Origin of the sequence: Streptomyces exfoliatus (assembly GCF_000725545.1) — a bacterium.
Lineage (GTDB): Bacteria > Actinomycetota > Actinomycetes > Streptomycetales > Streptomycetaceae > Streptomyces > Streptomyces exfoliatus.
Genome location: NZ_JNZP01000020.1, coordinates 159,906 through 183,557, shown reverse-complemented (window position 1 = coordinate 183,557; position 23,652 = coordinate 159,906). Strand labels below are relative to the sequence as shown.

Below are 23,652 nucleotides of genomic sequence, written 5' to 3'. Positions count from 1 at the left end.
GCGCTCAGTACGGCCTCGGCGCCATGACCTGCGCCTCCGCGTCCTCCGACGCGAGCAGGAGGCAGCGCGGCGCACCGGGCCCCGGGGTCGCCCGTACCAGCACCTTCGTCGGCGGGTCGGTCGGCAGTTCCACCGGGATGGTGACCGGACGGTCCCCGCGCGTCTCGGCGTAACCGGTCTCCTTGCCGTCGACCAGGACCTCGACGACAGGGGCGTGCCCGGTCTGGACGGTCGCGGAGACCGAGTGGCCGAGATAGTCGATGTGGAAGTGGTGCCGTCGCTTCATAGGTCACCTCCGTGCCTACCTCAAGAGTAGGTACGGAACCCCGCTTCCGCGCCCCGCTCGCGTACGCCCGCCAGGCGCGGCCCCCGGGCCCCGCCTAGAGCGTCTCCGCCAGGGCGAACAGGCCGATCCTCGCTCCCTCGTCGTACGCCTGCCGCAGCTCCGGGTCCGCCAGCACCCGTCGCAGCTCCGTCTCGCTGCGGTCCCGGACCGTCGTGCAGTACGCCGCCGGCCGGTACGAGCTGTCGAAGACGGAGGTCCGCAACAGGTCGACGGCGCCCAGAAGGTGGGCGGCGGCCGCGGGGCGCCCGGTCAGGAGCCTCAGCTGCGCCAGGAGTTCGGCCGCGCAGGCCGCGCCGACCGCCGAGCCGAGCGCCAGATGCCCGCACAGCGCCCGACGGGCGTGCCCGGCGGCCCGCTGCCGCTCCCCGTCCCAGGCGAGGAGCTCGGCACGCGCGTGGTGCGCCCAGGCGTCGGCCCACTGGTCGCGTCCCGCCCACGCCCGCCGCAACGACGGATCGAGCACCAGCTCGTCCAGGGCCTCCTGCGCCGCCTCCGGATCGGTGCGGCTGAGCGCGAGGGCGAGCGCCGCCCAGCACAGCTCCCTGGTCGGTCCGAACTCCGGGCACGGCCCGATCAGGTCGAGGGCGTCCCTGAATTCGGCCGCCGCCGCGCGCGTACGCCCCTGGTAGAGGGCGACCGCGCCGCGCAGGTGGGCGAGGAGACCCAGGACGCGGTCGTCGCCGTCCCGCGTGGCCGCCGCCCAGGCCTGGACGAGGAGCGGGTCGGCGTCCACGGGGCGGCCCGACTCCAGCTCCAGAAAGGCGGCGAGCCACAGAGCGCGGGCCGGCGGCGGCCCGGTGTGCAGGGAGAGGGCGTGGCGCAGTCGGGTCCGGCCCTCGACGACCCGCCCACAGGCGACCCACAGGAACCACAGGGAGACGGCGATCTCGACGGCCGAGCCGGCCTCCTCGCTCGCCGAGAGGGGTGCCGTCGTCGGGTCCATGGCGGCGGCCAGGTCGGGGAGTTCACGCAGGGCGAGGTCACGGGCGTCGAGCTGGCGGCCGCTCTGCCACCAGTCGGAGGCCCGCCGGGCGACCTTCACGCACCACCGCCGGTGGCGCAGGACGACGGAGTGCCGGTCCCCGCGCGCGGTGAGCCTGCGGGCGCCCACGGCCCGCATCGGGTGCGGCATCCAGTAGCGGTGGGTGTCGTTCTCCCCGTCGAACAGGTCGTCGACGGGGAGGAGCGCGGCATGGGCGAGCCGGTCGAGGACCGACTGGATCCGCGCCGCCGGCAGGGCGCCCGCGGCGCACACCTCGTGGACGGCGTCCCTTCCGAAGGCCCCCTCGAAGACGGAGAGGCGTTCCCACAGGAGTCGTTCGGCGGGCCCGCAGCGGGCGTACCCGAGTTCGGCGGCGGCGAGCTGTTCGGGGCTCACGGGCTCGCCCCACAGCAGTTCCGTCATCGGTGGTTCCCCGGTCCCCGTGTGCCCCATGTCCCCTGTCCCCGTCTCGATTTCCTCCGCCCGCGTCCTGACGTGTGACCGAGTCAATGGCGAACATCCGCCGTTGCGGCTTGAATGCAGAGGCCCCGGCTCACATCCTGGGGCGCTCCGGGACCCGCACCCAAGGATTCCCAGGGATCGGCCAAGGAGGAAAATGCGCACCGGGGAATCCGTCCTGGGAGAGCCGGATCTCTCGCTGATCCACGCACTGCAGATAGCCCCGCGCGCCAGCTGGACGCAGCTCTCGGCGGTTCTGGGGTCGAGCCCTGACACCCTCGCCCGGCGCTGGGAGCACCTCACGGCCGGAGGGTACGCCTGGAGTTCTCTGCTGGCCGCCCGCCGTGGCACCGACGCCATGCTCTACGCCTGGATCGAGCTGGAGTGCGTCGCGGGCGACGCCGAGTCCACCGCGATCGAGGTCGCGGGCGACGCGTGCACCCTCGGCGTCCACCAGGTGACCGGGGACTCCGATCTGGTCCTCCTCGTGGCCTCCCCCGACCTGTACGCCCTCGACGCCTATCTCGCCGGGCGGGTGCGGCGGCTGCCGGGGGTGCTCCGCGCCCGTACCCAGGTCGTCACCCGTCTGCACAACCGCCCCTACCGGTCACGGATCGAGCAGCTCACCCCGGCACAGGTCCAGCTCCTCACGGAGATAACGGGCGGGGTACGGCGGCCACGCGCGCGCGTACCCACCGGCCCCAACCTCACCGAGCTCGACCACCGGCTGGTCGCGGAGCTGGCGGGGGACGCCCGCCGCAGCGCCGCCGAGCTGGCCAGGACGTGCGGTACGAGCGAGTCGACGGTACGGCGGAGGCTGGACGTCCTCACGGCGGGCGGCGCCCTCCACCACCACTGCCTGCCGGCCCCGAGGTTCTCCGGGCGTCCGGTGTGGGCGCTGGTCACCACCGACGTACCGCCCCTCGAAGTGCCGGCGACGGTGGCGGCGCTCGCCCGGCTGCGCCAGACCCGGCTCGTCACCTCGGTCACGGGGCCGCACAACCTGGCGGTCGCGCTGTGGCTCCGTACCGTCGACGAACTGCACGAGGTGACGGCCTCGCTCGTACGGGCCGCCCCCGCGCTGCGGATCGCGGGCACCGCGCTGTCGCTGCGCACCCACAAGATCGGGGCGCAGGTCCTCGGCCCGGACGGGCGGCGCATGCGCCACATACGTCCTGACGTCCCGCGTACGCCCTGACGTACCGGATTCCTCCGCGACGCAGCCTCCTGACACCCCGGTCGTGGCGTGCTCTGATGGACGGCATGGAGTTCGTCGTGTTCGTGACGCTGCCCGGTCTCGTCATCCTGCTGACCGTGGTCGCCTTCGCCGATCAGATCCTGCGCATGGCCGGGATCGGCAAGCGCGGCGGTCAGGTGTCCTCGACGGGCTTCGAGCAGCTGCACGCCACCTTCTCGCAGGGCAAGCAGAACGAGCTCAAGGAGCGCCAGAGCGCCCTGGTGCTGCGCGACGACGAGGAGGACGGCGCCCCGCCGAACCGCTCGACGGTGGACCTGAAGGGCGGCGTCGCCGTCATCAGGCTCGGCGGCCAGGGATCCTAGGGCCTGGTCCGAACGACAGGCCCCAGGCCCGCTCAGGCCGGCCGGGACGCCTTGATCGAGTACATCAGCGGGATGCGGGGGCGGTCCGGCGGGAAGCGGTAGAAGCCGTCCTCGTGTCGCTGAAGCGCGCCGTAGCGGGGGATCAGCGAGGCGTCGTGCTCGTGCAGGAACTCGATCCGCAGGCCCGCCTTCGCGAGCGCCGTGACGACCTCGCCGACCGGATGCACCCACTCCACGCTGCGGTTGTGGACGGTGGCGGCGTCGAGGTCGGCGTAGGTGCCCGGGGTGGTGTCCACCCACGGATCGCGGACGAAGTAGTCGTGCACGAGCCGGCTGCCGGTCTCGTCGTCGAGCGAGTCGGTGAGCGGATGGAACTCGGCCACGTAGAGGAAGCCGCCGGGGGCGACCAGCGAGGCGGCGGTCTCCGCCCAGCGCTCGATGTCGGGCAGCCAGCACAGCGCCCCGGTGCCGGTGTAGACGATGTCGTACGCGCTGTCCGGGACGGCCTCGGCGGCGTCGTACACGTCGGCGGCGACGAAGGCGGCGCGCTCCTGCGTGAGGCCCAGGTCGGCGGCGAGCGAGCGGGCGGTCTCGACGGCCGGCTCGGAGAAGTCCAGGCCGACGACGTGCGAGGCGCCGTGGCGGGCCCAGGAGAGGGTGTCGAGGCCGATGTGGCACTGGAGGTGCAGCAGGGAGCGCCCGGTGACGTCGCCGACCTCCGCGAGCTCGAACTCGCGCAGGGCGTCCTTGCCCGCGCGGAAGGCGTCGAGGTCGTAGAACTCGCTCGCGGCGTGGATGGGGACGCGCTCGTCCCAGCGTGCGCGGTTGGCCTCGTGCCAGTCCTCGGGCGTCGGGGAGTACATGTCGGCGAGGTTATCCACAGGTTGAGAGCGACGCGACCTGATTGTCCGCCGCGCGGAGCATCATGGGTGCCATGACTGAGAGCAAGGCAATCGACACCCCCGTCTGGGAGCAGCGCTTCCGCGCACCGCGCGTCTCCCTCCCCGAGTGGGCCGAGGAGGCCCCCGACCGCTCGCTGTTCGTGTCCAACGCGACGGGGACGTACGAGCTGTACGCCTGGGACCGGGCGAGCGGGGAGCAGCGGCAGGTCACGGACCGGCCGAACGGCACGACGGACGGCACGCTGTCGCCGGACGGCGCCTGGATCTGGTGGTTCGCGGACACCGACGGGGACGAGTTCGGGGTGTGGATGCGCCAGCCGTTCGGCGGCGGCGCGGACGAGCCGGCCGTCCCGGGCCTCGACGCCTCCTACCCGGCGGGCCTGGCCATCGGCCGTGAGGGCACGCTCGTGGTGGGCCGCTCCACCGACGAGGACGGCTCGACGGTCCACCTCGTCCGCCCCGGGTCGGACACCCCGGTCGAGATCTACCGGCACCGGGAGTCCGCGGGCGTCGGCGACCTCTCCCACGACGGTTCGCTGATCGCGATCGAGCACACCGAGCACGGGGACGCGATGCACTCCGCGCTGCGGGTGCTCCGCGCGTCGGACGCGGGCGTGGTGGCCGAGCTCGACGACACCAAGGGCGGTACGGAGGAGCTGGGCCTCGCGGTCCTCGGCTTCGCCCCGGTGGCCGGGGACACCCGGCTGCTCGTCGGGCACCAGCGGCGCGGCCGCTGGGAGCCGATGCTCTGGGACGTGGTGGCGGGCACCGAGACGGACCTGGCGCTCGACCTGCCGGGCGACGTGTCGGCGGAGTGGTATCCGGACGGCTCCGGTCTGCTGATCGTGCACAGCTTCGAGGCCCGCAGCGAGCTGTGGCGGTACGAGATCGCCACCGGCGCCCTGGTGCGGGTGGAGACCCCGGCGGGTTCGGTGTCGAGCGCGACGGCCCGGCCCGACGGCTCCGTGGAGTACCTGTGGTCCTCGGCCGCCGAGCCGCCGGTGGTGCGCTCCACGGCGGGCGGTGTCGTCCTCGACCCGCCGGGACCGAAGGCGCCGCCGTCGGTGCCGGTGGAGGACGTGTGGGTGGAGGGCCCCGGGGGCAGGGTCCACGCGCTCGTGCAGCGCCCGGAGGGCGAGGGACCGTTCCCGACGGTGTTCGAGGTGCACGGCGGTCCCGCCTGGCACGACAGCGACGCCTTCGCCTCGGGCCCCGCGGCCTGGGTGGACCACGGGTACGCGGTGGTGCGGGTCAACTACCGGGGCTCGACGGGATACGGCCGGGAGTGGACGGACGCCCTCAAGCACCGGGTGGGTCTGATCGAGCTGGAGGACGTCGAGGCGGTCCGTGCGTGGGCGGTGGCGAGCGGCCTCGCCGACCCGGCGCGGCTGGTCCTGTCCGGCGGCTCCTGGGGCGGTTACCTCACGCTCCTCGGTCTCGGCACCCGGCCGGACCACTGGGCGGTGGGTCTGGCGGCGGTCCCGGTCGCGGACTACGTCACGGCGTACGAGGACGAGATGGAGGCCCTCAAGGCGCTGGACCGGACGCTGCTCGGCGGTTCCCCCGAGGAGGTGCCCGAGCGGTACGCGGCCTCGTCGCCGCTGACGTACGTGGACGCGGTGAAGGCGCCGGTGCACATCTCGGCCGGCGTCAACGACCCGCGCTGCCCGATCCGCCAGATCGACAACTACGTCGACCGGCTCGCGGCCCGGGGCGCCGTCCACGAGGTGTACCGGTACGACGCGGGCCACGGCTCGCTCGTGGTGGAGGAGCGGATCAAGCAGGTCGCCCTGGACCTCGCGTTCGCCGCGAAGCACCTGGGGGGTGTCGTGGCGAGCCCGGCCTGATCGACAGGACACCCCCAGGGACCCGGCCGACGGCGGGCTGAGCCGCCTTGCGTACCGTGGGGGCGTGTACCGGTTCCTGAGAACGCCCCGCTGGTGGGGGATCAACGTCTTCGTCCTGCTCGCGATCCCGTTCTGCGTCTTCATGGGGACCTGGCAGCTGGGCAAGTTCGAGGATCGCGTCGACTCCCACCGGGAGGCCGAGGAGCGGCCCGCCGCGAGCTCGCTGAAGGCGGAGCCGCTGGACTCCCTGCTCCCGGTGGACAAGGAGACCTCGGGCCGGTCGGCGCGGGCGCGCGGCCGGTTCGGGGAGCAGTTCCTCGTCCCGGATCGCGAGCTGGACGGCCGGAAGGGCGCGTACGTCCTGACGCTGCTGCGGACGGACGGCGGCCGGTCCCTGCCGGTGGTCAGGGGCTGGCTCCCCACGGGCGCGGACGTCCCCGCCGTGCCGTCGGGCGAGGTCACGGTGGAGGGCGCGCTGCAGGCCTCGGAGAACCCGGGCACGAAGGGCGTCCACACGGCCGGCGGACTGCCCGAGGGGCAGCTCGGCATGATCAGCGCGGCGGCCCTGGTGAACGTGGTGACGGACGACGTCTACGACGCCTGGATCACCCTCGCCGACTCCCCCACGGGTCTCACCCCGGTGCCGGCGGCGGCAGCGGCGGGCACGAGCCTGGACGCGAAGGCCTTCCAGAACCTGGGCTACACCGCCGAGTGGTTCGTCTTCGGCGGCTTCGTCCTCTTCATGTGGTTCCGCCTCGTGCGCCGCGAGGCGGAGGCGTCACGCGACGAGGCACTGGGCCTGTAGCGGCCTGACGGGTGGGGGACGCGAGCGCCCCCCACCCGGTTCAGGAGCCGTTCCGGTTCAGGAGCCGTTCAGGACGCCGGTCCGGTAGATGGTGCCCGCGCAGGCGTTGGGGATGAGCGCCGACGCCGCCGGGCCGCCCGGCTCCGCGATGTGGCTGACCAGGACGGAGCCGTCCGCGAGGCCGCCGTCCGCGCGGAGCAGCTGGGGCGCCGTACCGGTGTCCGCGCCCGTGCCCGTGTCGGTGCCCGTCTCCGTGCCCGTGCCGGTACCCGGGCCACCGCCGGGGTCCGGGGTGCTCGGCGGGTCGGTCGGGGTCTCGGTCGGGGGCGGCGTGGTCGGCGGCTCGGACGACGGGGGCGGCTCCGGGGTCGGGGTGCCTCCGGTCGTCGGGCAGGTCTCGCTCGGCACCCAGACGAACTTCACCTCGTAGGAGCCGCTGGGCTTCAGGAGGAGGGCGGACGACTCCTGCGAGGGGTCGGGCAGTCCGCTCCCGCCGTCCCCCGAGGTGTGCCGGGTCACCGAGATCCGGGCCGGGTCGGCCGCGCCGCGGGCCTCGAAGCTGACGATGCCGCTGCCGTCCACGACACAGTCCTGGGCGGAGACGTTGGCGATGCGGAAGGTGCCGTGCACCTTGCCCTCGCCGTCGGGGCCGCCGGCCTGCGCCGAGCTGACGCCGAGCTGACCGGCCGTGCACCGCGGTGTGGAGCCGGTGCCCGCGCCCTCCGTCGGCCGCGGGCCGCCGCCCGACACGCCGGGTTCCGGCTGCTGCGGCTTGCCGGAGGGGCCGTCGGCGGCGCCCCCGCTCGGGGACACGCTGCTCGCGGGGGCCGTGGAGCTCTTGCCGCCCTCGACACCGGTCTCGGCGCCGGTGCCGCCCTGGGCGTCCTCGCCGTGGCCCGCGTTCACGGGGGTGCCGGCCACGGAGATGCCGCCGGAGGCGGCGACGTGCACGAAGGCGGGCACGGCCGTGCCGATGAGGACGGCCGCGGCCGCGGCGCCGACGATGGCCTGGCGCTTGCGGGCGCGCCGGACGGGCACGGCGCGGTGCAGGTGCTCGAGGGAGCCGGCGGAGGGTTCGATGCCGGACACGGCGCTCTGGAACAGCCGCCGCAGCGCGAGTTCGTCGTCCCCGTCGCCCTCGCCGGGGCCGGGCTCGATGTTCACCATGCGCTGTCCACTCAGGTCGTCACGTTCGTCTCGGGCGTCACTCGCGTCACTCGCGGCATTCTCGACGGGCTCGACGGGCTCGACGGGCTCCAAGCGCTTCACACGCTTCACGGGCTCCGCGCCGCCGTCCTTGCCAGGTGCCTCGCTCATGTCGTCGCTCCCATCGCGACGCGCAGCGCCGCGATGCCCCGCGAACCGTACGCCTTCACCGAACCCAGGGATATCCCGAGCGCCTCGGCGACCTGAGCCTCGGTCATGTCCGAGAAGTAGCGCAGGGCGAGCACCTCGCGCTGACGCCGCTGGAGTCCGCGCATGGCCTTGATCAGGTCCTCACGCTCCAGCTGGTCGTAGGCGCCCTCCTCGGCGCTGGCCATGTCCGGCATCGGCTTGGACAACAGCTTGAGTCCGAGGATGCGGCGGCGCAGCGCGGACCGTGAGAGGTTCACGACGGTCTGGCGCAGGTAGGCGAGCGTCTTCTCGGGCTCGCGCACCCTCTTGCGGGCCGAGTGGACGCGGATGAACGCCTCTTGGACGACGTCCTCGCAGGAGGCCGTGTCGTCGAGGAGCAGCGCGGCCAGACCGAGCAGCGACCGGTAGTGGGCGCGGTAGGTCTCGGTCAGGTGGTCGACGGTCGTCCCGGCCGACACGCCCTCGACGCTGGTCCGGGGCGAGGGGATGCCGTCGACCGCGCCGGCGCGGGATCCGGTGGGCACGGGGGCGATCACCGGCATGCCGCTGAGAGCGCGCGGTCGTCTGAAGGGGCTGACCGCGGAGCCGCGTACGGGGACGACGGCGACGCTCCGCACGGGGAGCACCGCTGTGCCCGCGCCGCCCAGCGGAGCGATGGTCGCGATGTCGAGTACCTCTGCCACGCTTGTTGGACACGCTTCCCCCGGGCAGGGTTGTACGCGTACGGCACCTTTTTTGTCGGTGCGTTGTTCGTCCTCATGCGTAACCGTTCTCCCCCGATGCCCCGCTTTCGCAGCGTTTTCCGCGCCACACGACCATGAGTGAACGCAGAGACGCCTCCCGCCCAACTACTGGTTGCAGTACGCGGGAAGAGCATCGTCGATCACGGCATCACCGCAGTTCAAGAGGTATCTGACGCCTAATTGCTCACAGCACCTTCACAGATCCTACAAAGCTGTGACAATCGATTCCGCTATCTGGAGAGCGTTGAGGGCCGCGCCCTTGCGCAGGTTGTCGGCGCAGACGAAGAGATCGAGCGCCCGCTCGTCGTCCATGGAGCGCCGGACCCGGCCGACCCACGTGGGATCCGTACCGACAACGTCGGCGGGGGTGGGGAAGTCACCCGCGGCGGGATCGTCGTACAGAACGACCCCCGGCGAGGTCGCCAGGATCTCGTGCGCGCGTCCGAGCGGCACGGGGTGCTCGAAGCGGGCGTGCACGGACACGGAGTGCCCGGTGACGACGGGCACCCGTACGCAGGTGGCGGCGACGCGAAGGCCGGGAAGGCCGAGGACCCGGCGGGTCTCGTCCCGTACGCGCTCCTCCTCCGACGAGGCCCCGTCGACGCCCGGAGTGCCCGACCAGGGCAGGACGTTGAGCGCGAGGGGCCCGGGGAAGGGCCCGGTGTTCTCGCCGACGGCCCGCCGTACGTCCCCGGGGTGGGTGCCCAGGTCGCCGCCGCCGGCCACCAGGCCGAGCTGCGCCCGGAGCGCCTCGACGCCCGCCTGTCCCGCGCCGGCGCCGCTGGCGGCCTGCTGGGCGGTGACGACCAGTTCGGCGAGCCCGAACTCGGCGTGCAGGGCGCCCACGGCGACGATCAGGGCGAGGGTGGTGCAGCCGGGGCTCGCGACGATGCCCCGGGGCCGTACGCGCGCCGCGTGGGGGTTGGTCTCGGGGACCACCAGGGGGACGTCGGGGTCCGCGCGGAAGGCGGCGGAGGTGTCCACGACGACGGCGCCCTTGGCGACCGCGACGGGAGCCCAGTGCGCGGCGACCGGCTCGGGCACGAGGAAGAGCGCCAGGTCGACGCCTTCGAAGACGTCCTCGTCCAGCGCGAGGATCTCGCACTCCACCCCGCGGACGGGGGCCTTGCGGCCCGCCGAGCGCGGGGAGGAGACGAGGCGTATCTCGCCCCAGACGTCCGCGTGGTGCGTGAGCATCTGGAGCATCACCGAGCCGACCGCCCCGGTCGCACCCACGACCGCGAGCGTCGGCTTCGGGGTCATCGGCCGGTGCCTCCGTAGACGACGGCCTCGTCGGAGTCGCTGTCGAGCCCGAAGGCGGTGTGCACGGCCGTCACGGCCTCGTTCACGTCGGCCTCGCGGGTGACCACCGAAATGCGGATCTCGGAGGTCGAGATCAGCTCGATGTTCACACCGGCGTCGGACAGCGCCTGGAAGAACGCGGCGGTGACGCCCGGGTTCGTCTTCATGCCCGCGCCGACCAGGGAGATCTTGCCGATCTGGTCGTCGTAGCGCAGCGAGTCGAAGCCGATCACGCCCTTCGCCTGCTCCAGGGCGTCGAGGGCCGCGCGGCCCTCCGCCTTGGGGAGGGTGAAGGAGATGTCCGTGAGGCCGGTGGAGGCCGCGGACACGTTCTGCACGATCATGTCGATGTTGATCTCGGCGTCCGCGACGGCCCGGAAGATGGCCGCGGCCTCGCCCGGCTTGTCCGGCACGCCGACGACGGTGATCTTCGCCTCGGAGGTGTCGTGGGCGACACCGGAGATGATGGCCTGCTCCACCTTCTGGTCCTTTGCGTCGGAGAGCGGTTCGTTGCTGACCCAGGTGCCCTGCAGTCCCGAGAAGGACGAGCGGACGTGGATCGGGATGTTGTAGCGGCGCGCGTACTCCACGCAGCGGTGCAGCAGCACCTTGGAGCCGGAGGCGGCGAGCTCCAGCATGTCCTCGAAGGAGATCCAGTCGATCTTCTTCGCCTTCTTCACCACGCGCGGGTCGGCCGTGAACACGCCGTCGACGTCGGTGTAGATCTCGCAGACCTCGGCGTCGAGCGCGGCGGCGAGCGCCACGGCCGTGGTGTCGGAACCGCCACGACCCAGCGTGGTGATGTCCTTCTTGTCCTGCGACACGCCCTGGAAGCCGGCGACGATGGCGATGTTGCCCTCGTCGAGGGCGGTACGGATCCGCCCCGGCGTGACGTCGATGATGCGCGCTTTGTTGTGAACCGAGTCGGTGATGACACCGGCCTGGCTGCCCGTGAACGACTGGGCCTCGTGGCCCAGGTGTTTGATCGCCATGGCCAGCAGGGCCATGGAGATCCGCTCTCCGGCGGTCAGCAGCATGTCGAACTCACGCCCGGCAGGGATCGGGGATACCTGCTCGGCGAGATCGATCAACTCGTCCGTCGTGTCGCCCATCGCGGAAACCACGACGACCACCTGGTGGCCGTTCGTCTTGGCTTCCACGATTCGCTTGGCGACGCGCTTGATGCCTTCGGCATCGGCAACGGAGGAGCCTCCGTACTTCTGCACGACAAGGCCCACGTGCGCTCCTCGATCAGTGTGTGCCGCAGCCCGCGCTGCGATCGACTCAGTCTAACGAGGGACCCGGAAACACCAGCGTGATATCGGATGGTGAGACAGGCCGCTCACGGAGTGATCAGAGCGGCCCCGTCGCCATCGCTGCTTCCCCGCTACTTCCTGAGGGACTTGCTTCGCAGGCCCAGCGGGGCCGCGATCTCCTCCAGCATCACGCGGCCCGCCTCCTCCGCGAGGTCGTCCTCCGTCAGGTCCTCGTCGGTGTCGAGGCCGTCGAGGGCCGCGAGGGGCTGGTCGAGGCGGACGTGGGCGACGAGGGACTGCAGGGCGCGCAGGGTCGCGGAGGCGGTGGGGCCCCAGTTCGAGAAGTACGAGAACTGCCACCACCACAGGGCCTCGCTGGTCCGGCCGGCCCGGTAGTGGGCCAGGCCGTGGCGGAGGTCCATCACGATGTCGGCGAGGTTGTCGGAAATGCGGGCCGGCACCGGAGCCTTGCGGGGCTCGTACGGGTCGAAGACCTCGGAGAAGACGTCGACCGGGTCGAGGAGCACGGCGAACCGCTCGCGCAGGACGTCCGCGTCGGGCTCGGGGCCCGTGTCCGTCTCGTACCGCTCGTCAGGGACGATGTCCTCGTGGGCGCCGAGCCGACCGCCCGCGAGGAGCAGCTGGGAGATCTCCAGGAGCAGGAAGGGCACCGCGCTGTCCGGCTCGTCGCCCTTGGCGAGCTCGGTGGTCGCGACGATGAAGCTTTCGATGGAGTCGGCGATCTGGACCGCGAAGTCGTCGGGGTTCTGAGTGATCGCGTGCAGCGTGGGGTCAGACATCGAGGAGCCTCCCTGAGAGCGCGCCGGCCCGGTCGTCATACATCTAGCAGCCTCCGTCCCTCGAAGGCACGGCCGAGGGTCACCTCGTCGGCGTACTCCAGGTCGCCGCCGACCGGGAGGCCGCTGGCGAGCCGGGTCACCTTGAGTCCCATGGGCTTGATCATCCGCGCCAGGTACGTCGCGGTGGCCTCGCCCTCCAGGTTGGGGTCGGTGGCGAGGATCAGTTCGGTGACGGTGCCGTCGGCGAGCCGCGCGAGCAGTTCGCGGATGCGCAGGTCGTCGGGGCCGACGCCCTCGATCGGGCTGATCGCGCCGCCGAGGACGTGGTACCGCCCCCGGAACTCGCGGGTCCGCTCGATCGCCACGACGTCCTTGGGCTCTTCGACCACGCAGATGACGGTCAGGTCCCGGCGCGGGTCCCGGCAGATGTTGCACTGCTCCTGCTGTGCCACGTTGCCGCAGACCGCGCAGAACCTGACCTTCTCCTTGACCTCCAGGAGCGCGTGCGCCAGACGCCGGACGTCCGTGGGCTCGGTCTGGAGGATGTGGAAGGCGATCCGCTGCGCGCTCTTGGGACCGACGCCGGGCAGCCTGCCCAGTTCGTCGATGAGGTCCTGAACAACGCCTTCGTACACGGAACGCCCTTCCGAGGGAGTGCTTGATTCTTACGGTAGTGGCTGAAAGCGAGCCGTAGAAGCCCACAGGAAAGCCTGTGGAAAAGCCCGTGCCGGGACGAGGCTCAGAAGCCCAGGCCCGGCATGCCGCCCATGCCCTGCGCCAGCGGGCCGAGCTTGGCCTGCTGGAGCTGCTGCGCGTTGTCGTTGGCCGCCTGCACGGCGGCCACGATCAGGTCGGCGAGCGTCTCGGTGTCCTCCGGGTCGACGGCCTTGGGGTCGATCACCAGGCCGCGCAGTTCTCCGGAGCCCGTCACGGTCGCCTTGACCAGGCCGCCGCCCGCCTGCCCCTCGACCTCGGTCGCCGCGAGCTCCTGCTGCGCGCGGGCGAGGTCCTGCTGCATCTTCTGGGCCTGCTGGAGAAGCTGCTGCATGTTGGGCTGACCACCACCGGGAATCACGGTCACTCCTGAGGTTCGGTACGTCCGTATGTCGGTAGGCCGAGCCTACGTGGTCCCCGCCCGCCCTGCCTCCATCACTCTTTCGAGTGAGAAACTGCGGGCTCCTCTACCTGATCAAGACCCTCTTGCGGGCGGAAATCCCGGGATTCCGGGCCCACCGCCCACCATTCGGCGGTAGGAAGGGCAGGCACCACGTGCACCGCACGTCACAGAAGGACATGAGCGCTGAGCTGAACAGAGGAGTCCCCCGGTGAGCCAGCAGCCGGAGATGCAGCCGCCGGGGACCCCCGGGGGAGACGTCCGCCGTGATCTGACCGGTACGCCGTTCCCCCTGGGCGACTGGGGCGAGCCCGCCGAACGGCTCGACGAGCTGTACCGCTGGGTGGAGTCCAATGCCCTGCGCACCGCCGAGTGGTACCTCTCCGACCGGGTCTGGAAGCGCCGCTGCGCCCGGATCCTGCGGATCGGCACGGCCGCCGGGGTGATCGCGGGTGCCGCGCTGCCGCTGCTCGACCTGACCGGGGTCGCGAGGGGCGCGGCCGGCTGGGGCTACCTCTCGCTGCTGCTCGGCGCCGCCTGCATGGCCTGCGACCGGTACTTCGGTGTGACGTCCGGCTGGATCAGGAACGTGGCGACGGCGCAGGCCGTGCAGCGGCGTCTGCAGGCCCTGCAGTTCGACTGGGCGTCGGAGAGCGTCCGTGAGGTGCTCGGCCCCACGGAGGGCACCGCGAGCGAGGCGGCCGAGCGATGTCTCGGCGTGCTGCGCCGCTTCTCGGAGGACGTGACGGAGCTCGTACGGGCGGAGACGGCGGACTGGATGGTCGAGTTCCGCTCGGGCCCGGCGCCGCTCGCGCTCCAGTCGGTGGGCGTGGTGCCCAGCCGGGCCGAGAGCGTCCACCCGGCGGGCCGCTTCCCGCTGCCGCCCGGCACCCGTCCGAACATGCCGCGCCAGCGGCCCCCGGAGGCCCGGTAGGGCCGGTCCGGGGGCCCGGAGAAGAGGCGGCTAACTGAGGATGATCATCGAGCCCTGGGCCAGGCTCCGGGTCGCCGCCGCGTGCAGCCCCAGCCACACGTGGCGCTCCCGGGCGAATGGGCCCCCGTCGAACGGAGCCGGTACGGCCGGTTCCTCCAGGGTCGTCGGCCGCTCCGGCGGTACGGGGGCCGCCGGCGGGTTCGCCGGGTCGATGCCGATCGAGGGCGCCACGAACTGCAGCTCGCGCAGGAGGCCGTACGAGGAGCCGAGCGGCCCGCCGCCCTCCAGGAGCTCGTCGCTGGCCAGCGGCACCGGGAAGTCGACCGGCACGTACGCGCCCGCGTGGTCGTAGTGCCAGACCAGGTGGGACTGCTGGGCGGTCGGTTCGAACATCTCCAGGAGCTGTTCGTAGTCCCCGCCCAGCTCGCCGACCGGTTCGACCGGCAGTCCGCACATCTGGAGCAGGTAGGCGCGGCGCAGGAAGTGCAGCGCCTCGTAGTCGAAGCCGGCGACCGGGGCGACGTCGCCGGAGAGGCCCGGCATGTACGCGTAGACGGGCACGGTCGGCAGACCGGACGCGCTGAGCACGGCGTCGTACGCGGCGATCTCTTCGGCGAAGGGGTTGTCGGGGCTGTGGCACAGCACGTCGACGAGGGGGACCAGCCACAGGTCACAGGCCAAGGGAGGCTCGCTCTCCGTCAGTTGCGGGGACGCTCACGGGCGTTTGCGGGGACGGCCAGGGTAGTCGGCGCCCCACGGGCACCGTCCACCCGCTGAGGACCTGCCCCCGGAGTCCCGCCCTCAACCGCCCCGGCGCCCCGTCGGCTCCCGGCGCTCCAGCCGGTCCGCCCATTCCATCGAGTGCGCGTTGTAGTCCCGTACGACCGAGACGGCCGCGTCCGCGTCGCCGCGCGTGATCGCGTCGACCAGCTCGACGTGGCCGCTCCAGAGCCAGCCCAGCATGTCCCGCTCGGAGCGCAGGTACGGCACGGAGAAGACCCAGGCCTGGACGCGGAGCCGGTGCAGGAAGTCGGCGATGTACTCGTTGGCGGCGACCAGGCGGGCCAGCTCGCGCCAGTAGCGGATGTCGTAGCCGATGAGGATGTCGAGGTCGCCCGCGCGGGCCGCGCGGGCCGCCGCCTCGCCGCGGCGCCGTACGGAGACGAGCGCGACCCCGATGCCGGGGTCGGGCTCCGTGAGCGCGGACCGGGGCGGGACCTGGGCGGAATCGCGGCGGAATATGCCGTCGACGACGAGCATCCGGGCCTCGACCATGCCCCGGTAGTCGTCGACCGAGTACTGGTGGACGCGGAAGCCGCGGTGCTGGTCGGAGTCGAGGAGGCCCTGGGCGCAGAGGTCGACGAGGGCTTCGCGTACGGGCGTGGCGGACACGCCGTACTGCTCGGCGATCTGTTTGACGGTGAATTCCTCGCCCGGCTGGAGACGGCCCGCGAGCACTTCGTCACGGAGCGCGTCCGCGATCTGCTGTCGCAAGGTGTTGCGTGTGACAGCTCCGCTCGCGGGCATGGTGGTCGGTCCCCTCCGTCCGGTTCGGGACACCCTAGTCCAGACGGAGGGAACCTCCCCGTACTGCGGTTACGCGGTGTGCTCGTCGGCGACCGTGAGGGCCGCGTCGAGGGCCGCGAGGCCCTCCTTGGCCTCGGCCTCGGAGACGTTGCAGGCGGGAACGGCGTGGGTGCGGTTCATGTTGACGAAGGGCCACAGGCCGTTCTTCTTCGCCGCCGCGCCGAAGGCGGCCATGGGGGCGTTGGCCTCGCCGGCCGCGTTGTACGGGACGAGCGGCTCGCGCGTCTCCCGGTTCTTGACCAGGTCGAGCGCCCAGAAGACGCCCATGCCGCGGACCTCGCCGACGGACGGGTGGCGCTCGGCGAGCTCGCGCAGGCCGGGGCCGAGGACGGTCTCGCCGATGTGGGCGGCGTTCTCGACGACCTTCTCGTCCTCCATCACCTGGATGGTGGCGACGGCGGCGGCGCAGGCGAGCGGGTGACCGGAGTAGGTCAGTCCGCCCGGGTAGGGGCGCTTGTCGAAGGTGGCGGCGATCTCGGCGTTGATGGCGACGCCGCCGAGGGGCACGTAGCCGGAGTTCACGCCCTTGGCGAAGGTCATCAGGTCGGGCACGACGTCGAAGTGCTCGGCGGCGAACCACTTGCCGGTGCGGCCGAAGCCGGCCATGACCTCGTCCAGGACGAAGACGATGCCGTACCTGTCGCAGATCTCGCGGACGCCGGCGAGGTAGCCGGGCGGCGGGGTCATGATGCCGGCGGTGCCGGGCACGGTCTCCAGGATGATCGCGGCGATCGTCGCCGGACCCTCGAAGGCGATCGTGTCCTCCAGGTGCTGGAGGGCCCGTGCGCTCTCCTCCGCCTCGGTGGTGGCGTAGAAGGGCGAGCGGTAGAGGAAGGGCGCCCAGAAGCGCACGACGCCGGCGGAGCCGTTGTCGGAGGCCCAGCGGCGCGGGTCGCCGGTCAGGTTGATCGCGGTCGAGGTGGCGCCGTGGTACGAGCGGTAGGCGGAGAGCACCTTCGTACGGCCGGTGTGCAGCCGGGCCATGCGGACGGCGTTCTCGACGGCCTCGGCGCCGCCGTTGGTGAAGAAGATCTTGTCCAGGTCGCCCGGGGTGCGCTCGGCGATGAGGCGTGCGGCCTCGGAGCGGACGTCGATGGCGAAGGCGGGCGCGAAGGTGGTGAGCTTCCCGGCCTGCTCCTGGATCGCGGCCACGACCTTGGGGTGCTGGTAGCCGATGTTCGTGTAGACGAGGCCGCTGGTGAAGTCGAGGTAGCGGTTTCCGTCGTAGTCCCAGAAGTACGAACCCTCGGCGCCGGCGACGGCGAGCGGGTCGATCAGGCCCTGGGCGGACCAGGAGTGGAAGACGTGCGCGCGGTCGGCTGCCTTGACGGCTGCGCCGGCCTGCGGATCGGGTTCGATGACATGAGGGGTCATGGGGTCGAGGGTAAGGAACCGCAGGTGGGGCGGGCCATGGCCATCTTGTCCACCGAGACCGGGGCGGACGCGACACGTTGTTCCACCCACCACCCCCTCTTGACAGCTTGCTGTCGAAATGACAGCCTTCTGTCATGGGAACCGAGACTGAGACCACGACCGTCCACCTCGCCGTCTACGACACCCTCGCCGACTGGGAGACCGGACACGCCACCGCCTGGCTCGCCCGCGCCGGATACACGATCAGGACCGTAGGCCCGGTCGCCGGGGAGCCCGTCACGACCCTCGCGGGCATCCGGATCGTGCCGGACCTCGCGCTCGCCGACCTCCGTCCCGAGGACAGCGCCCTGCTGATCCTCCCGGGCGCCGAGAAGTACGACGAGGGCGACGAACTCGCCCCCTTCACCGCGAAGGCCCGCGCCTTCCTCGACGCCGGGGTCCCGGTCGCCGCGATCTGCGGCGCCACGGCGGGACTCGCCAGGGAGGGCCTGCTCGACGACATCCCGCACACCAGCGCCGTCTCCTTCTACCTGGCCGCCACCGGCTACAAGGGCGGCGAGCACTACGTCGACGCGGACGCGGTCCGCGACGGCGACCTCATCACGGCGGGCCCGACCGAACCCGTCGCCTTCGCCCGCGAGATCTTCGCCCGGCTCGGCGCGTACGAGGGCAAGAGGGACGCCTGGTTCCGGCTCTTCCACGACTCGGACCCGGCGGCCTTCGAGGAGCTCAACGCGTGAGCCGCGCCCAGCAGGACGCCCTCTCCCGCACGGCCCTCGGCGTCTTCCGGCTCAACGGCCAGTTCCTCGCCGTCTCCGAGAAGCTGGCCGAACCGGCGGGCCTCACCGCCGCCTGGTGGCAGGTCCTCGGAGCCGTGCTCCGCGAACCCCTGCCGGTCGCCGGGATCGCCCGCGCCATGGGCATCACCCGGCAGAGCGTCCAGCGGATCGCGGACCTGCTCGTACGGGAGGGCCTGGCCGCCTACGAGCCGAACCCGGCCCATCGTCGCGCCAAGCTCCTCACCCCCACGGAGGCCGGCCGGACGGCGATCCGCCGCATCGACCCCGGCCACGCGGAACTCGCCGCCCGCCTGAGGGACGCGCTGGGCGGCCAGGAGGCCTTCGACGAGACGGTACGGGTGCTTGAACGGCTGTCGGCGGCGATGGAGGCGGTGGAGGCGGGGGAGGCCGCCCAGGCGGGTCACCAGTAAGTGACCTGCCGGAGCGCCGGGCCGGTCAGCCGCCGATCACGTCCACCGGGCAGCGGATGCCGGAGGCGCGGGCCAGGCGGCCGTCCGCGGTGACCAGCGCACAGCCGTACGCCTCCGCCGCCGCGACGTAGGCCGCGTCGTACGTGGTGAGGTTCCCCCGCAGTTCCCAGATGCGCGGCAGGAGCACGCGGGACAGCGGAACGACCGGCTCCAGCTTCGCGAGGGCGGCGACGGCATCCTCGGCGTGCGCCTTGGAGATCTTCCCGCCGAGCAGATTGCCCCGGATCACCGAGAGCACCTCGATCGTCCAGTGCTCCGGCGCGATCCATCTGCTGTCGGCGGCGAGCGCGGCGCGGCACCGACCCCCGGCCGTCCCCTCGTCGAGCAGCGAGAACGCGAAGACGGAGGCGTCGACGACGATCACTCGTCGCTCCCTGGCACGCCGAGGGCGGCGTCACGCTCCTCGCGCCCCGCCCGCAGGGCGTCCAGCACATCGGCGGTGTCGAGCCGCGCCTTGAACCGGCCGGCGGAGAACCCCTCCAGGACGGCCAGGTTGTCACGGCGCCGCACTTCGTCGGCCAGCACGTCGAAGAGGTACGCCTGCAACGACTGACCGCGCTCGCCCGCTATGGCCGCGAGCCGGTCACGCATGTCCTCGGGCACGTCACGAATCTGCAATGCCACCATGCATGCATGGTTGCATGCACGCAGGTGGGCCGCAAGACACCCCCTAGGGGGCGAGCGGCCCGTCAGGGCCGCCCTTCAGTGCCCCCGACACGTACTCCATCGCTCGGGTGAACCCGGGGTCGCCCAGCCGCCGTGCCATCTCCTCCTCGGAGACGTCCTCGATGTGGGTCTGGATCCACCAGAGGTTCCCGTACGGGTCGCGGACCCGACCGACCTCGTCGCCGAAGAACAGGTGCGTCACCTCGGTGACGGACGTCCCGCCCGCCTCGACCGCCCGCCGGTGCACGGCCCTGGCGTCCTCCACGTACAGCCGCACGAAGGCCGGCGTCGGCCCCCAGCCGGGCGGGCTGTCGAAGGCCATGATCCGCCCGGTCCCGATCCGCAGCTCCGCGTGCCCGATGGTGCCGTCCTCCATGACGAACCGCCCCAGCTCCTCGGCACCGAAGGCCCGCTCCAGGTAGTCGATGAGCCCGGCGGTGTCGCTGCCGATGACCCAGGGCGTGATGGTGGTGTAGCCGTCGGGGACGGCCTTGACGTCGCTCATGGGGCCGAGGCTAGGCAGCAAGTAGGTCGGACCACGGCCTATATGCGCGGGGGCGCGCCGAGGGCGCCGATCACCACCCGGGTCGTCACGACACGCCGCTGAACAGCTCGCTCACCGCGCTCCGCAGCAGCAGCGGATGCACGAACCGGTCGGCGGCCGTCGGCGGGCACCGCCAGGACAGGGGCCAGGTGCGGCCGGACAGCGCGGGCACGGGCACGAAGCTGACGTGCGCGGGGCCCGCGTTGAACCTCGTCACCCCGCGCGGCCACGGCCGACGCGCCGTCGACCCCGGCGGGACGAGGAAGTAGACCCCTCGCCGGCCGCTCGCCTCGATGACGACCGGGCCAGGGTCGCCTCCCGTGAGCACCTCCATCCAGTCGGCCAGCCGGCGCCCCTCGTCGCCGTCCACCCGGACGGCGTCGAATTGCACTCCGGCCTTACGGAGTTGGAATCCGGAGAGTGGGATCCAATTCACATGTACTTCCCGATTCTCTTCATTCACGGGGACATGCTCCCGCGTCGGCGCTAGCGTTTTCCACGACTGCTGACGGTGCGTCGGTATCCCCTCGACCTGCGTCAACGCACCTTGAGAGCAGTTGAATTCGGCGGGGAGCAGTTGAGACCGGTTGAGATCGGTTGAGTCCGAATGGGGACCGCGAATGGCGCGAGAAGAGAACAAGGAAACAGTAGGCCCTGCGGCCAGGATGGCAGCGGCAGTGGCAAAGAGACTGCGCATGAAGAAGGGCCTGACACAGGAACAACTGGGCACCCAGATGGGCTTCACCGGTGCGGCGATCAGCGCCATGGAACGGCTCCTGCACCCGGTGAGCGACGACATGCTCGTCCAGCTCGAACGCGTCCTCGGCGGCGGAACGGGCATCTTCGAGGAGATGCGGGAGCTCGTACGGCTGGAGAAGCTGCCGGAGCAGTTCCGCGGGTACGCGCCGATCGAACAGAAGGCGGTGGCGCTGTGGCTGTACGCGAACCACGTCGTCCACGGCCTCTTCCAGACGGAGGCGTACGCGCGGGCGCTGATCGCGGGCGGCCACCCGGAGCCGACTCCGGAACGGGTGGAGGAGCTGGTCCTCGCACGGATGGCCCGCAAGGCGCTCTTCGACCGGAAGGTGGTGTGCGAGATCGAGGTGATCCTCGACGAGTCGGTGCTGCGGCGCCCGATCGGGAGCGAGGAGGTCATGCGGGAGCAGCTGGAGTACCTGGCGGAGTGCGCGCGGAGAAGGAACGTGAACCTGCAGGTGCTGCCGCTGGATGCGGGGTTGGGGGGTGAGTACGCGGGCGATCGAGGAATGATGAACCTCGTCGAGACCCCGGCCCATGACCACGTGGCCTTCCTGGAGATCCAGGGCGAGAGCCTGCTGATCACCGACCGAAGGAAGGTCAGTACCTATACACAGCGGTATGCGAAGATCCGGGCACAGGCCCTGGATCCGCGCAGGTCGCTGGGTCTCATCGAGGAGTTGGCGGGAGTACGGAGATGAACGACACCCTGCAGTGGTTCAAGTCCAGCTACAGCGACAGCGGCGGTGGGGACTGCGTCGAAGTGGCCTTCGACCAGGTCGCCGCCCCCCGCGCCGTCCACCTCCGTGACTCCAAGGTCGGTGACGGGCCCACGTTCGTCGTAGGGCCCGCCGCCTGGACCTCGTTCCTCGGCTGGCAGGGCTGATCAGCAGTACAGGTTCGCCCCGGTGGGGACGCCCAGGATCTGGGTGAACTGCTGGTACTTGGTGACCCGGCTCTGGACCTGGGCCGGGTTCTTTCCGTCGCACTCCAGCGAGCCGTTGATGGAGCGGATGGTCTGGCCGAAGCCCGCGCCGTTGACCATGGCGTTGTGGGCGGTCATCGTGCCCGGACCGTTCTGGGTGTTCCAGTACCAGAGGCCCGTCATCATGGCCACGGCCGGTTCGCGCTCGACCCGCCAGGGGTTGTTGAGCAGGTCGATGCCGAGGGCCTCACCCGCCGCCTTGTAGTTGAAGTTCCAGGAGAGCTGGATGGGGCCGCGGCCGTAGTAAGCGGCCTGGCCGGCGGGGCAGCCGTAGGGCTGGCCCCAGTCGCAGTAGTGCGGGTAGTTGGCGGTGTTCTGCTCCACGATGTGGACCAGGCCGCCGGTCTCGTGGGAGACGTTCGCGAGGAAGGCCGCGGCCTCCTGGCGCTTGACCGTCTCGCCGCCGGTGGTGGCGAAGGCGGGGTACGACTTCAGGGCGGCGGTGAGGCCCGCGTACGTGTAGAAGGGGTTCCGGTTCGGGAACATCTGGTTGAACTGGGCCTCGGAGACGACGAATCCGGACGGGTCCGGGGTGCCACCGCCGCCGCCCGTGCCGCAGACGCCCTCGTCGCGCCAGACGTCGGTGGTGCCGGGGCGCTCGTTCTGCGTCCACCACTTCGCGTACCAGTTGTGGCCGTTGTACGAGGCGGTCATGCCGCCGGTGTAGACGCTGCCGGAGCTCCAGGCGCCCACGCAGGCGGGGGCGGCTCCGGCGGAGGCGGTGGGGAGGAGTACGGCGATTCCGACGGCCGTACAGAGCGCGGCCATCAGGGTGAGCAGCTTGCGCAGCATGCGTGCTTCCTTCCGGGTGGGGACCGGGTGGGGGAAGCCCACAGCGAAGCGCGATTGGTCTGAACCTGTCAAGGTCTAGACCAGAAACCGTGACGGACGGACCGAAGGACCGACGGACCGACTACGGGGAGCCGGACCGACGGACCGACCGACTACGGGGAGCCGGACACGACAAAGCCGCGCGTGACCGTCTTTCAGTCACGCGCGGCTTCGTCCCAAAGCCTTCTTCAGATCAGCAGCACGATCCGGCCAGGCCTGTGGCCCGCCTCCGCCCGGCGGTGGGCCTCCGCGACCTCCTCCAGGGGCATGACGTCGGCCACCCGGGTGATGAGCTCGCGGTTCGCCACCTTCTCCAGGGTCTCCTTCAGGCGGGCAGCGTCGGGCCTGGCCCGGACGGTCTCGACGCGGATGTTCCGCTCCCCGGCCGGGACCCGGTCGGGGGCGAGGGCGACGAAGACGCCGCCGTCCTTCACGACCCGGAGGAGCCCCTCGCCGACGAGCCCTCCGTCGAAGATCGCGTCCACCCGGTACGGGTCGCCCTCGACCACCCGCGCGGCCACCTCCTCCGCGGGACCGCGGGTGACGACGTGGTCCGCGCCGAGGATCCTCAGTTCGTGCTCGTCGCCCTCGTGGGCGACGGCCACCACCCGCAGCCCGGCGGCGTGGGCGTACTGCACCGCCAGCCGGCCCACCACGGCACTCGCCCCCGTCACGAGGAGCGTCGCGCCCTCCTGGAGCCGGAGCCGGTCCAGGCCCTGCTGGGCGGTCGCCGACGCCAGGGGAACGGACGCGGCCACGGTGAATTCCACGTCGTCCGGGATCGGGGCCAGCCACTCGGGGGCGACCCGTACGACCTCCGCGTAGGTGCCCTCGCCCGTCAGCTCGTCGTACCAGGGGATGTAACCGGCCACCCGGGTGCCCTCCGCCATCCCGGGCACGGGATCGAGCAGCCTGCCCGCGAAGTCCGTCCCGATGACGAAGGGGGGCCTGAGGTCGCCGACCGCGTCGGCGTAGCGGCCCGCCCGGATCCGCAGGTCGGCCTGGTTCACTCCGGCCGCCTTCAGCCTGACCCGGACCCGCCCGGGGACGTCCCCGGCCTCCGGCTCTGGCCGGCGGGCCATTCTGAGGACCTCGGGTCCGCCGTAGGCGGTCACTTCGACGACACGCATGGGGTTCTCCTCAGACGGAAGGCCCCCTCGTGGCCATTACACCCACGCTCCCCACCCCCGGCAACCCCGGAGGGACCGGCCGGGACCGGCCGCGACCGGCGGG

General features: G+C 71.8%; 28 protein-coding genes. 9 read left to right on the top strand and 19 right to left on the bottom strand.

All coding sequences use genetic code 11. From position 1 onward, the window contains the following. Positions 1-4: 4 nt before the first annotated feature. Both IO20_RS0124675 and IO20_RS0124670 read right to left on the bottom strand, forming a co-directional pair. On the bottom strand, positions 5-286 hold the full coding sequence (locus IO20_RS0124675; protein ID WP_030553085.1) for a hypothetical protein: 282 nt from the start codon (positions 284-286) through the stop codon (positions 5-7). 94 nt (positions 287-380) lie between these two features. Beyond that, entirely contained in the window at positions 381-1,751 is a 1,371-nt protein-coding gene (locus IO20_RS0124670; protein ID WP_245685023.1) for a tetratricopeptide repeat protein, read from the bottom strand. Between the two features lie 193 nt (positions 1,752-1,944). Here IO20_RS0124670 and IO20_RS0124665 point away from each other — a divergent pair, with 193 nt between their 5' ends. Together IO20_RS0124665 and IO20_RS0124660 are read left to right on the top strand one after the other, a co-directional pair. Then, a complete protein-coding gene (locus IO20_RS0124665; RefSeq protein WP_030553089.1) occupies positions 1,945-2,985 on the top strand; it encodes an Lrp/AsnC family transcriptional regulator in 1,041 nt (346 codons plus the stop codon). A gap of 65 nt (positions 2,986-3,050) precedes the next feature. Continuing rightward, the gene (locus IO20_RS0124660) at positions 3,051-3,347 is read left to right on the top strand and encodes a DUF6191 domain-containing protein (protein ID WP_030553091.1); all 297 of its coding nucleotides are present in this window, start codon (positions 3,051-3,053) and stop codon (positions 3,345-3,347) included. Positions 3,348-3,379: 32 nt separating this feature from the next. Here the strand turns inward: IO20_RS0124660 and IO20_RS0124655 are convergent, their stop codons facing one another. Further along, complete coding sequence (locus tag IO20_RS0124655) at positions 3,380-4,210, bottom strand: class I SAM-dependent methyltransferase (RefSeq protein WP_030553093.1); 831 nt, start codon at positions 4,208-4,210, stop codon at positions 3,380-3,382. A gap of 62 nt (positions 4,211-4,272) precedes the next feature. Between IO20_RS0124655 and IO20_RS0124650 the strand changes: the two genes are divergently transcribed. Both IO20_RS0124650 and IO20_RS0124645 read left to right on the top strand, forming a co-directional pair. Next, positions 4,273-6,096: a S9 family peptidase gene (locus IO20_RS0124650; protein ID WP_030553095.1), complete on the top strand. Its 1,824-nt coding sequence runs from the start codon at positions 4,273-4,275 to the stop codon at positions 6,094-6,096. 64 nt (positions 6,097-6,160) lie between these two features. After that, the gene (locus IO20_RS0124645; RefSeq protein WP_030553097.1) at positions 6,161-6,901 is read left to right on the top strand and encodes an SURF1 family protein; all 741 of its coding nucleotides are present in this window, start codon (positions 6,161-6,163) and stop codon (positions 6,899-6,901) included. Positions 6,902-6,958: 57 nt separating this feature from the next. On the opposite strand, the gene IO20_RS0124640 is transcribed toward IO20_RS0124645, so the two are convergent. The 7 genes from IO20_RS0124640 to IO20_RS0124610 form a co-directional block, all read right to left on the bottom strand. Continuing rightward, complete coding sequence (locus tag IO20_RS0124640) at positions 6,959-8,218, bottom strand: hypothetical protein (protein WP_245685022.1); 1,260 nt, start codon at positions 8,216-8,218, stop codon at positions 6,959-6,961. After that, positions 8,215-8,940: a SigE family RNA polymerase sigma factor gene (locus IO20_RS0124635; RefSeq protein WP_078946114.1), complete on the bottom strand. Its 726-nt coding sequence runs from the start codon at positions 8,938-8,940 to the stop codon at positions 8,215-8,217. Before IO20_RS0124635 ends, IO20_RS0124640 begins: the two co-directional genes overlap by 4 nt. A gap of 264 nt (positions 8,941-9,204) precedes the next feature. Beyond that, the gene (locus tag IO20_RS0124630) at positions 9,205-10,263 is read right to left on the bottom strand and encodes an aspartate-semialdehyde dehydrogenase (protein WP_030553104.1); all 1,059 of its coding nucleotides are present in this window, start codon (positions 10,261-10,263) and stop codon (positions 9,205-9,207) included. Further along, positions 10,260-11,540: an aspartate kinase gene (locus tag IO20_RS0124625; RefSeq protein ID WP_030553106.1), complete on the bottom strand. Its 1,281-nt coding sequence runs from the start codon at positions 11,538-11,540 to the stop codon at positions 10,260-10,262. The genes IO20_RS0124630 and IO20_RS0124625 overlap by 4 nt, the downstream gene beginning before the upstream one ends. A gap of 149 nt (positions 11,541-11,689) precedes the next feature. Next, positions 11,690-12,358, bottom strand: coding sequence for a DUF5063 domain-containing protein (locus IO20_RS0124620; RefSeq protein ID WP_030553108.1), 669 nt, complete (start codon positions 12,356-12,358; stop codon positions 11,690-11,692). A gap of 35 nt (positions 12,359-12,393) precedes the next feature. After that, positions 12,394-12,993, bottom strand: a complete 600-nt coding sequence (recR, locus tag IO20_RS0124615) for a recombination mediator RecR (RefSeq protein ID WP_030209770.1) — start codon at positions 12,991-12,993, stop codon at positions 12,394-12,396. A gap of 104 nt (positions 12,994-13,097) precedes the next feature. Then, on the bottom strand, positions 13,098-13,433 hold the full coding sequence (locus IO20_RS0124610) for a YbaB/EbfC family nucleoid-associated protein (protein WP_030553109.1): 336 nt from the start codon (positions 13,431-13,433) through the stop codon (positions 13,098-13,100). Between the two features lie 268 nt (positions 13,434-13,701). Here IO20_RS0124610 and IO20_RS0124605 point away from each other — a divergent pair, with 268 nt between their 5' ends. Next, complete coding sequence (locus tag IO20_RS0124605; RefSeq protein WP_245685029.1) at positions 13,702-14,406, top strand: SLATT domain-containing protein; 705 nt, start codon at positions 13,702-13,704, stop codon at positions 14,404-14,406. Positions 14,407-14,436: 30 nt separating this feature from the next. Here the strand turns inward: IO20_RS0124605 and IO20_RS0124600 are convergent, their stop codons facing one another. The 3 genes from IO20_RS0124600 to IO20_RS0124590 all read right to left on the bottom strand — a co-directional run bounded on the left by IO20_RS0124600 (position 14,437) and on the right by IO20_RS0124590 (position 17,367). After that, the gene (locus IO20_RS0124600; RefSeq protein WP_030209779.1) at positions 14,437-15,087 is read right to left on the bottom strand and encodes a hypothetical protein; all 651 of its coding nucleotides are present in this window, start codon (positions 15,085-15,087) and stop codon (positions 14,437-14,439) included. 120 nt (positions 15,088-15,207) lie between these two features. Next, positions 15,208-15,933, bottom strand: a complete 726-nt coding sequence (locus tag IO20_RS0124595; RefSeq protein WP_030553111.1) for a GntR family transcriptional regulator — start codon at positions 15,931-15,933, stop codon at positions 15,208-15,210. Positions 15,934-16,002: 69 nt separating this feature from the next. Next, on the bottom strand, positions 16,003-17,367 hold the full coding sequence (locus tag IO20_RS0124590) for an aspartate aminotransferase family protein (RefSeq protein ID WP_030553112.1): 1,365 nt from the start codon (positions 17,365-17,367) through the stop codon (positions 16,003-16,005). A 134-nt stretch (positions 17,368-17,501) separates the two neighbouring features. Here IO20_RS0124590 and IO20_RS0124585 point away from each other — a divergent pair, with 134 nt between their 5' ends. Next, positions 17,502-18,107, top strand: coding sequence for a DJ-1/PfpI family protein (locus tag IO20_RS0124585; RefSeq protein WP_030553113.1), 606 nt, complete (start codon positions 17,502-17,504; stop codon positions 18,105-18,107). Continuing rightward, positions 18,104-18,577: a MarR family winged helix-turn-helix transcriptional regulator gene (locus IO20_RS0124580; protein ID WP_030553114.1), complete on the top strand. Its 474-nt coding sequence runs from the start codon at positions 18,104-18,106 to the stop codon at positions 18,575-18,577. The genes IO20_RS0124585 and IO20_RS0124580 overlap by 4 nt, the downstream gene beginning before the upstream one ends. Before the next feature lie 25 nt (positions 18,578-18,602). On the opposite strand, the gene IO20_RS0124575 is transcribed toward IO20_RS0124580, so the two are convergent. From IO20_RS0124575 to IO20_RS0124560, 4 genes are all read right to left on the bottom strand, one after another. Beyond that, positions 18,603-19,001, bottom strand: coding sequence for a type II toxin-antitoxin system VapC family toxin (locus IO20_RS0124575; RefSeq protein ID WP_030553115.1), 399 nt, complete (start codon positions 18,999-19,001; stop codon positions 18,603-18,605). Further along, positions 18,998-19,264: a hypothetical protein gene (locus tag IO20_RS0124570; RefSeq protein WP_030553116.1), complete on the bottom strand. Its 267-nt coding sequence runs from the start codon at positions 19,262-19,264 to the stop codon at positions 18,998-19,000. The genes IO20_RS0124575 and IO20_RS0124570 overlap by 4 nt, the downstream gene beginning before the upstream one ends. Before the next feature lie 43 nt (positions 19,265-19,307). Next, on the bottom strand, positions 19,308-19,808 hold the full coding sequence (locus tag IO20_RS0124565) for a VOC family protein (RefSeq protein WP_030553117.1): 501 nt from the start codon (positions 19,806-19,808) through the stop codon (positions 19,308-19,310). 85 nt (positions 19,809-19,893) lie between these two features. Next, on the bottom strand, positions 19,894-20,310 hold the full coding sequence (locus tag IO20_RS0124560) for a hypothetical protein (protein WP_030553119.1): 417 nt from the start codon (positions 20,308-20,310) through the stop codon (positions 19,894-19,896). A gap of 157 nt (positions 20,311-20,467) precedes the next feature. Between IO20_RS0124560 and IO20_RS0124555 the strand changes: the two genes are divergently transcribed. Together IO20_RS0124555 and IO20_RS0124550 are read left to right on the top strand one after the other, a co-directional pair. Beyond that, entirely contained in the window at positions 20,468-21,304 is an 837-nt protein-coding gene (locus tag IO20_RS0124555) for a helix-turn-helix domain-containing protein (RefSeq protein ID WP_030553121.1), read from the top strand. After that, entirely contained in the window at positions 21,301-21,489 is a 189-nt protein-coding gene (locus IO20_RS0124550; RefSeq protein WP_030553123.1) for a DUF397 domain-containing protein, read from the top strand. The genes IO20_RS0124555 and IO20_RS0124550 overlap by 4 nt, the downstream gene beginning before the upstream one ends. Here the strand turns inward: IO20_RS0124550 and IO20_RS0124545 are convergent, their stop codons facing one another. Together IO20_RS0124545 and IO20_RS0124540 are read right to left on the bottom strand one after the other, a co-directional pair. Beyond that, entirely contained in the window at positions 21,490-22,380 is an 891-nt protein-coding gene (locus tag IO20_RS0124545) for a glycoside hydrolase family 19 protein (RefSeq protein ID WP_030553125.1), read from the bottom strand. 227 nt (positions 22,381-22,607) lie between these two features. Beyond that, on the bottom strand, positions 22,608-23,549 hold the full coding sequence (locus IO20_RS0124540) for an NADP-dependent oxidoreductase (RefSeq protein WP_030553126.1): 942 nt from the start codon (positions 23,547-23,549) through the stop codon (positions 22,608-22,610). Between the last annotated feature and the right edge of the window lie 103 nt (positions 23,550-23,652).

What these genes read in the sequence shown, in the direction of transcription:
- IO20_RS0124675 (WP_030553085.1), bottom strand. Translation starts at nt 286, where the DNA reads ATGAAGCGACGGCACCACTTCCACATCGACTATCTCGGCCACTCGGTC.
- IO20_RS0124670 (WP_245685023.1), bottom strand. Translation starts at nt 1,751, where the DNA reads ATGACGGAACTGCTGTGGGGCGAGCCCGTGAGCCCCGAACAGCTCGCC.
- IO20_RS0124665 (WP_030553089.1), top strand. Translation starts at nt 1,945, where the DNA reads ATGCGCACCGGGGAATCCGTCCTGGGAGAGCCGGATCTCTCGCTGATC.
- IO20_RS0124660 (WP_030553091.1), top strand. Translation starts at nt 3,051, where the DNA reads ATGGAGTTCGTCGTGTTCGTGACGCTGCCCGGTCTCGTCATCCTGCTG.
- IO20_RS0124655 (WP_030553093.1), bottom strand. Translation starts at nt 4,210, where the DNA reads ATGTACTCCCCGACGCCCGAGGACTGGCACGAGGCCAACCGCGCACGC.
- IO20_RS0124650 (WP_030553095.1), top strand. Translation starts at nt 4,273, where the DNA reads ATGGGTGCCATGACTGAGAGCAAGGCAATCGACACCCCCGTCTGGGAG.
- IO20_RS0124640 (WP_245685022.1), bottom strand. Translation starts at nt 8,218, where the DNA reads ATGAGCGAGGCACCTGGCAAGGACGGCGGCGCGGAGCCCGTGAAGCGT.
- IO20_RS0124630 (WP_030553104.1), bottom strand. Translation starts at nt 10,263, where the DNA reads ATGACCCCGAAGCCGACGCTCGCGGTCGTGGGTGCGACCGGGGCGGTC.
- IO20_RS0124620 (WP_030553108.1), bottom strand. Translation starts at nt 12,358, where the DNA reads ATGTCTGACCCCACGCTGCACGCGATCACTCAGAACCCCGACGACTTC.
- IO20_RS0124605 (WP_245685029.1), top strand. Translation starts at nt 13,702, where the DNA reads ATGCAGCCGCCGGGGACCCCCGGGGGAGACGTCCGCCGTGATCTGACC.
- IO20_RS0124595 (WP_030553111.1), bottom strand. Translation starts at nt 15,933, where the DNA reads ATGCCCGCGAGCGGAGCTGTCACACGCAACACCTTGCGACAGCAGATC.
- IO20_RS0124590 (WP_030553112.1), bottom strand. Translation starts at nt 17,367, where the DNA reads ATGACCCCTCATGTCATCGAACCCGATCCGCAGGCCGGCGCAGCCGTC.
- IO20_RS0124585 (WP_030553113.1), top strand. Translation starts at nt 17,502, where the DNA reads ATGGGAACCGAGACTGAGACCACGACCGTCCACCTCGCCGTCTACGAC.
- IO20_RS0124570 (WP_030553116.1), bottom strand. Translation starts at nt 19,264, where the DNA reads ATGGTGGCATTGCAGATTCGTGACGTGCCCGAGGACATGCGTGACCGG.
- IO20_RS0124565 (WP_030553117.1), bottom strand. Translation starts at nt 19,808, where the DNA reads ATGAGCGACGTCAAGGCCGTCCCCGACGGCTACACCACCATCACGCCC.
- IO20_RS0124555 (WP_030553121.1), top strand. Translation starts at nt 20,468, where the DNA reads ATGGCGCGAGAAGAGAACAAGGAAACAGTAGGCCCTGCGGCCAGGATG.
- IO20_RS0124550 (WP_030553123.1), top strand. Translation starts at nt 21,301, where the DNA reads ATGAACGACACCCTGCAGTGGTTCAAGTCCAGCTACAGCGACAGCGGC.
- IO20_RS0124545 (WP_030553125.1), bottom strand. Translation starts at nt 22,380, where the DNA reads ATGCTGCGCAAGCTGCTCACCCTGATGGCCGCGCTCTGTACGGCCGTC.
- IO20_RS0124540 (WP_030553126.1), bottom strand. Translation starts at nt 23,549, where the DNA reads ATGCGTGTCGTCGAAGTGACCGCCTACGGCGGACCCGAGGTCCTCAGA.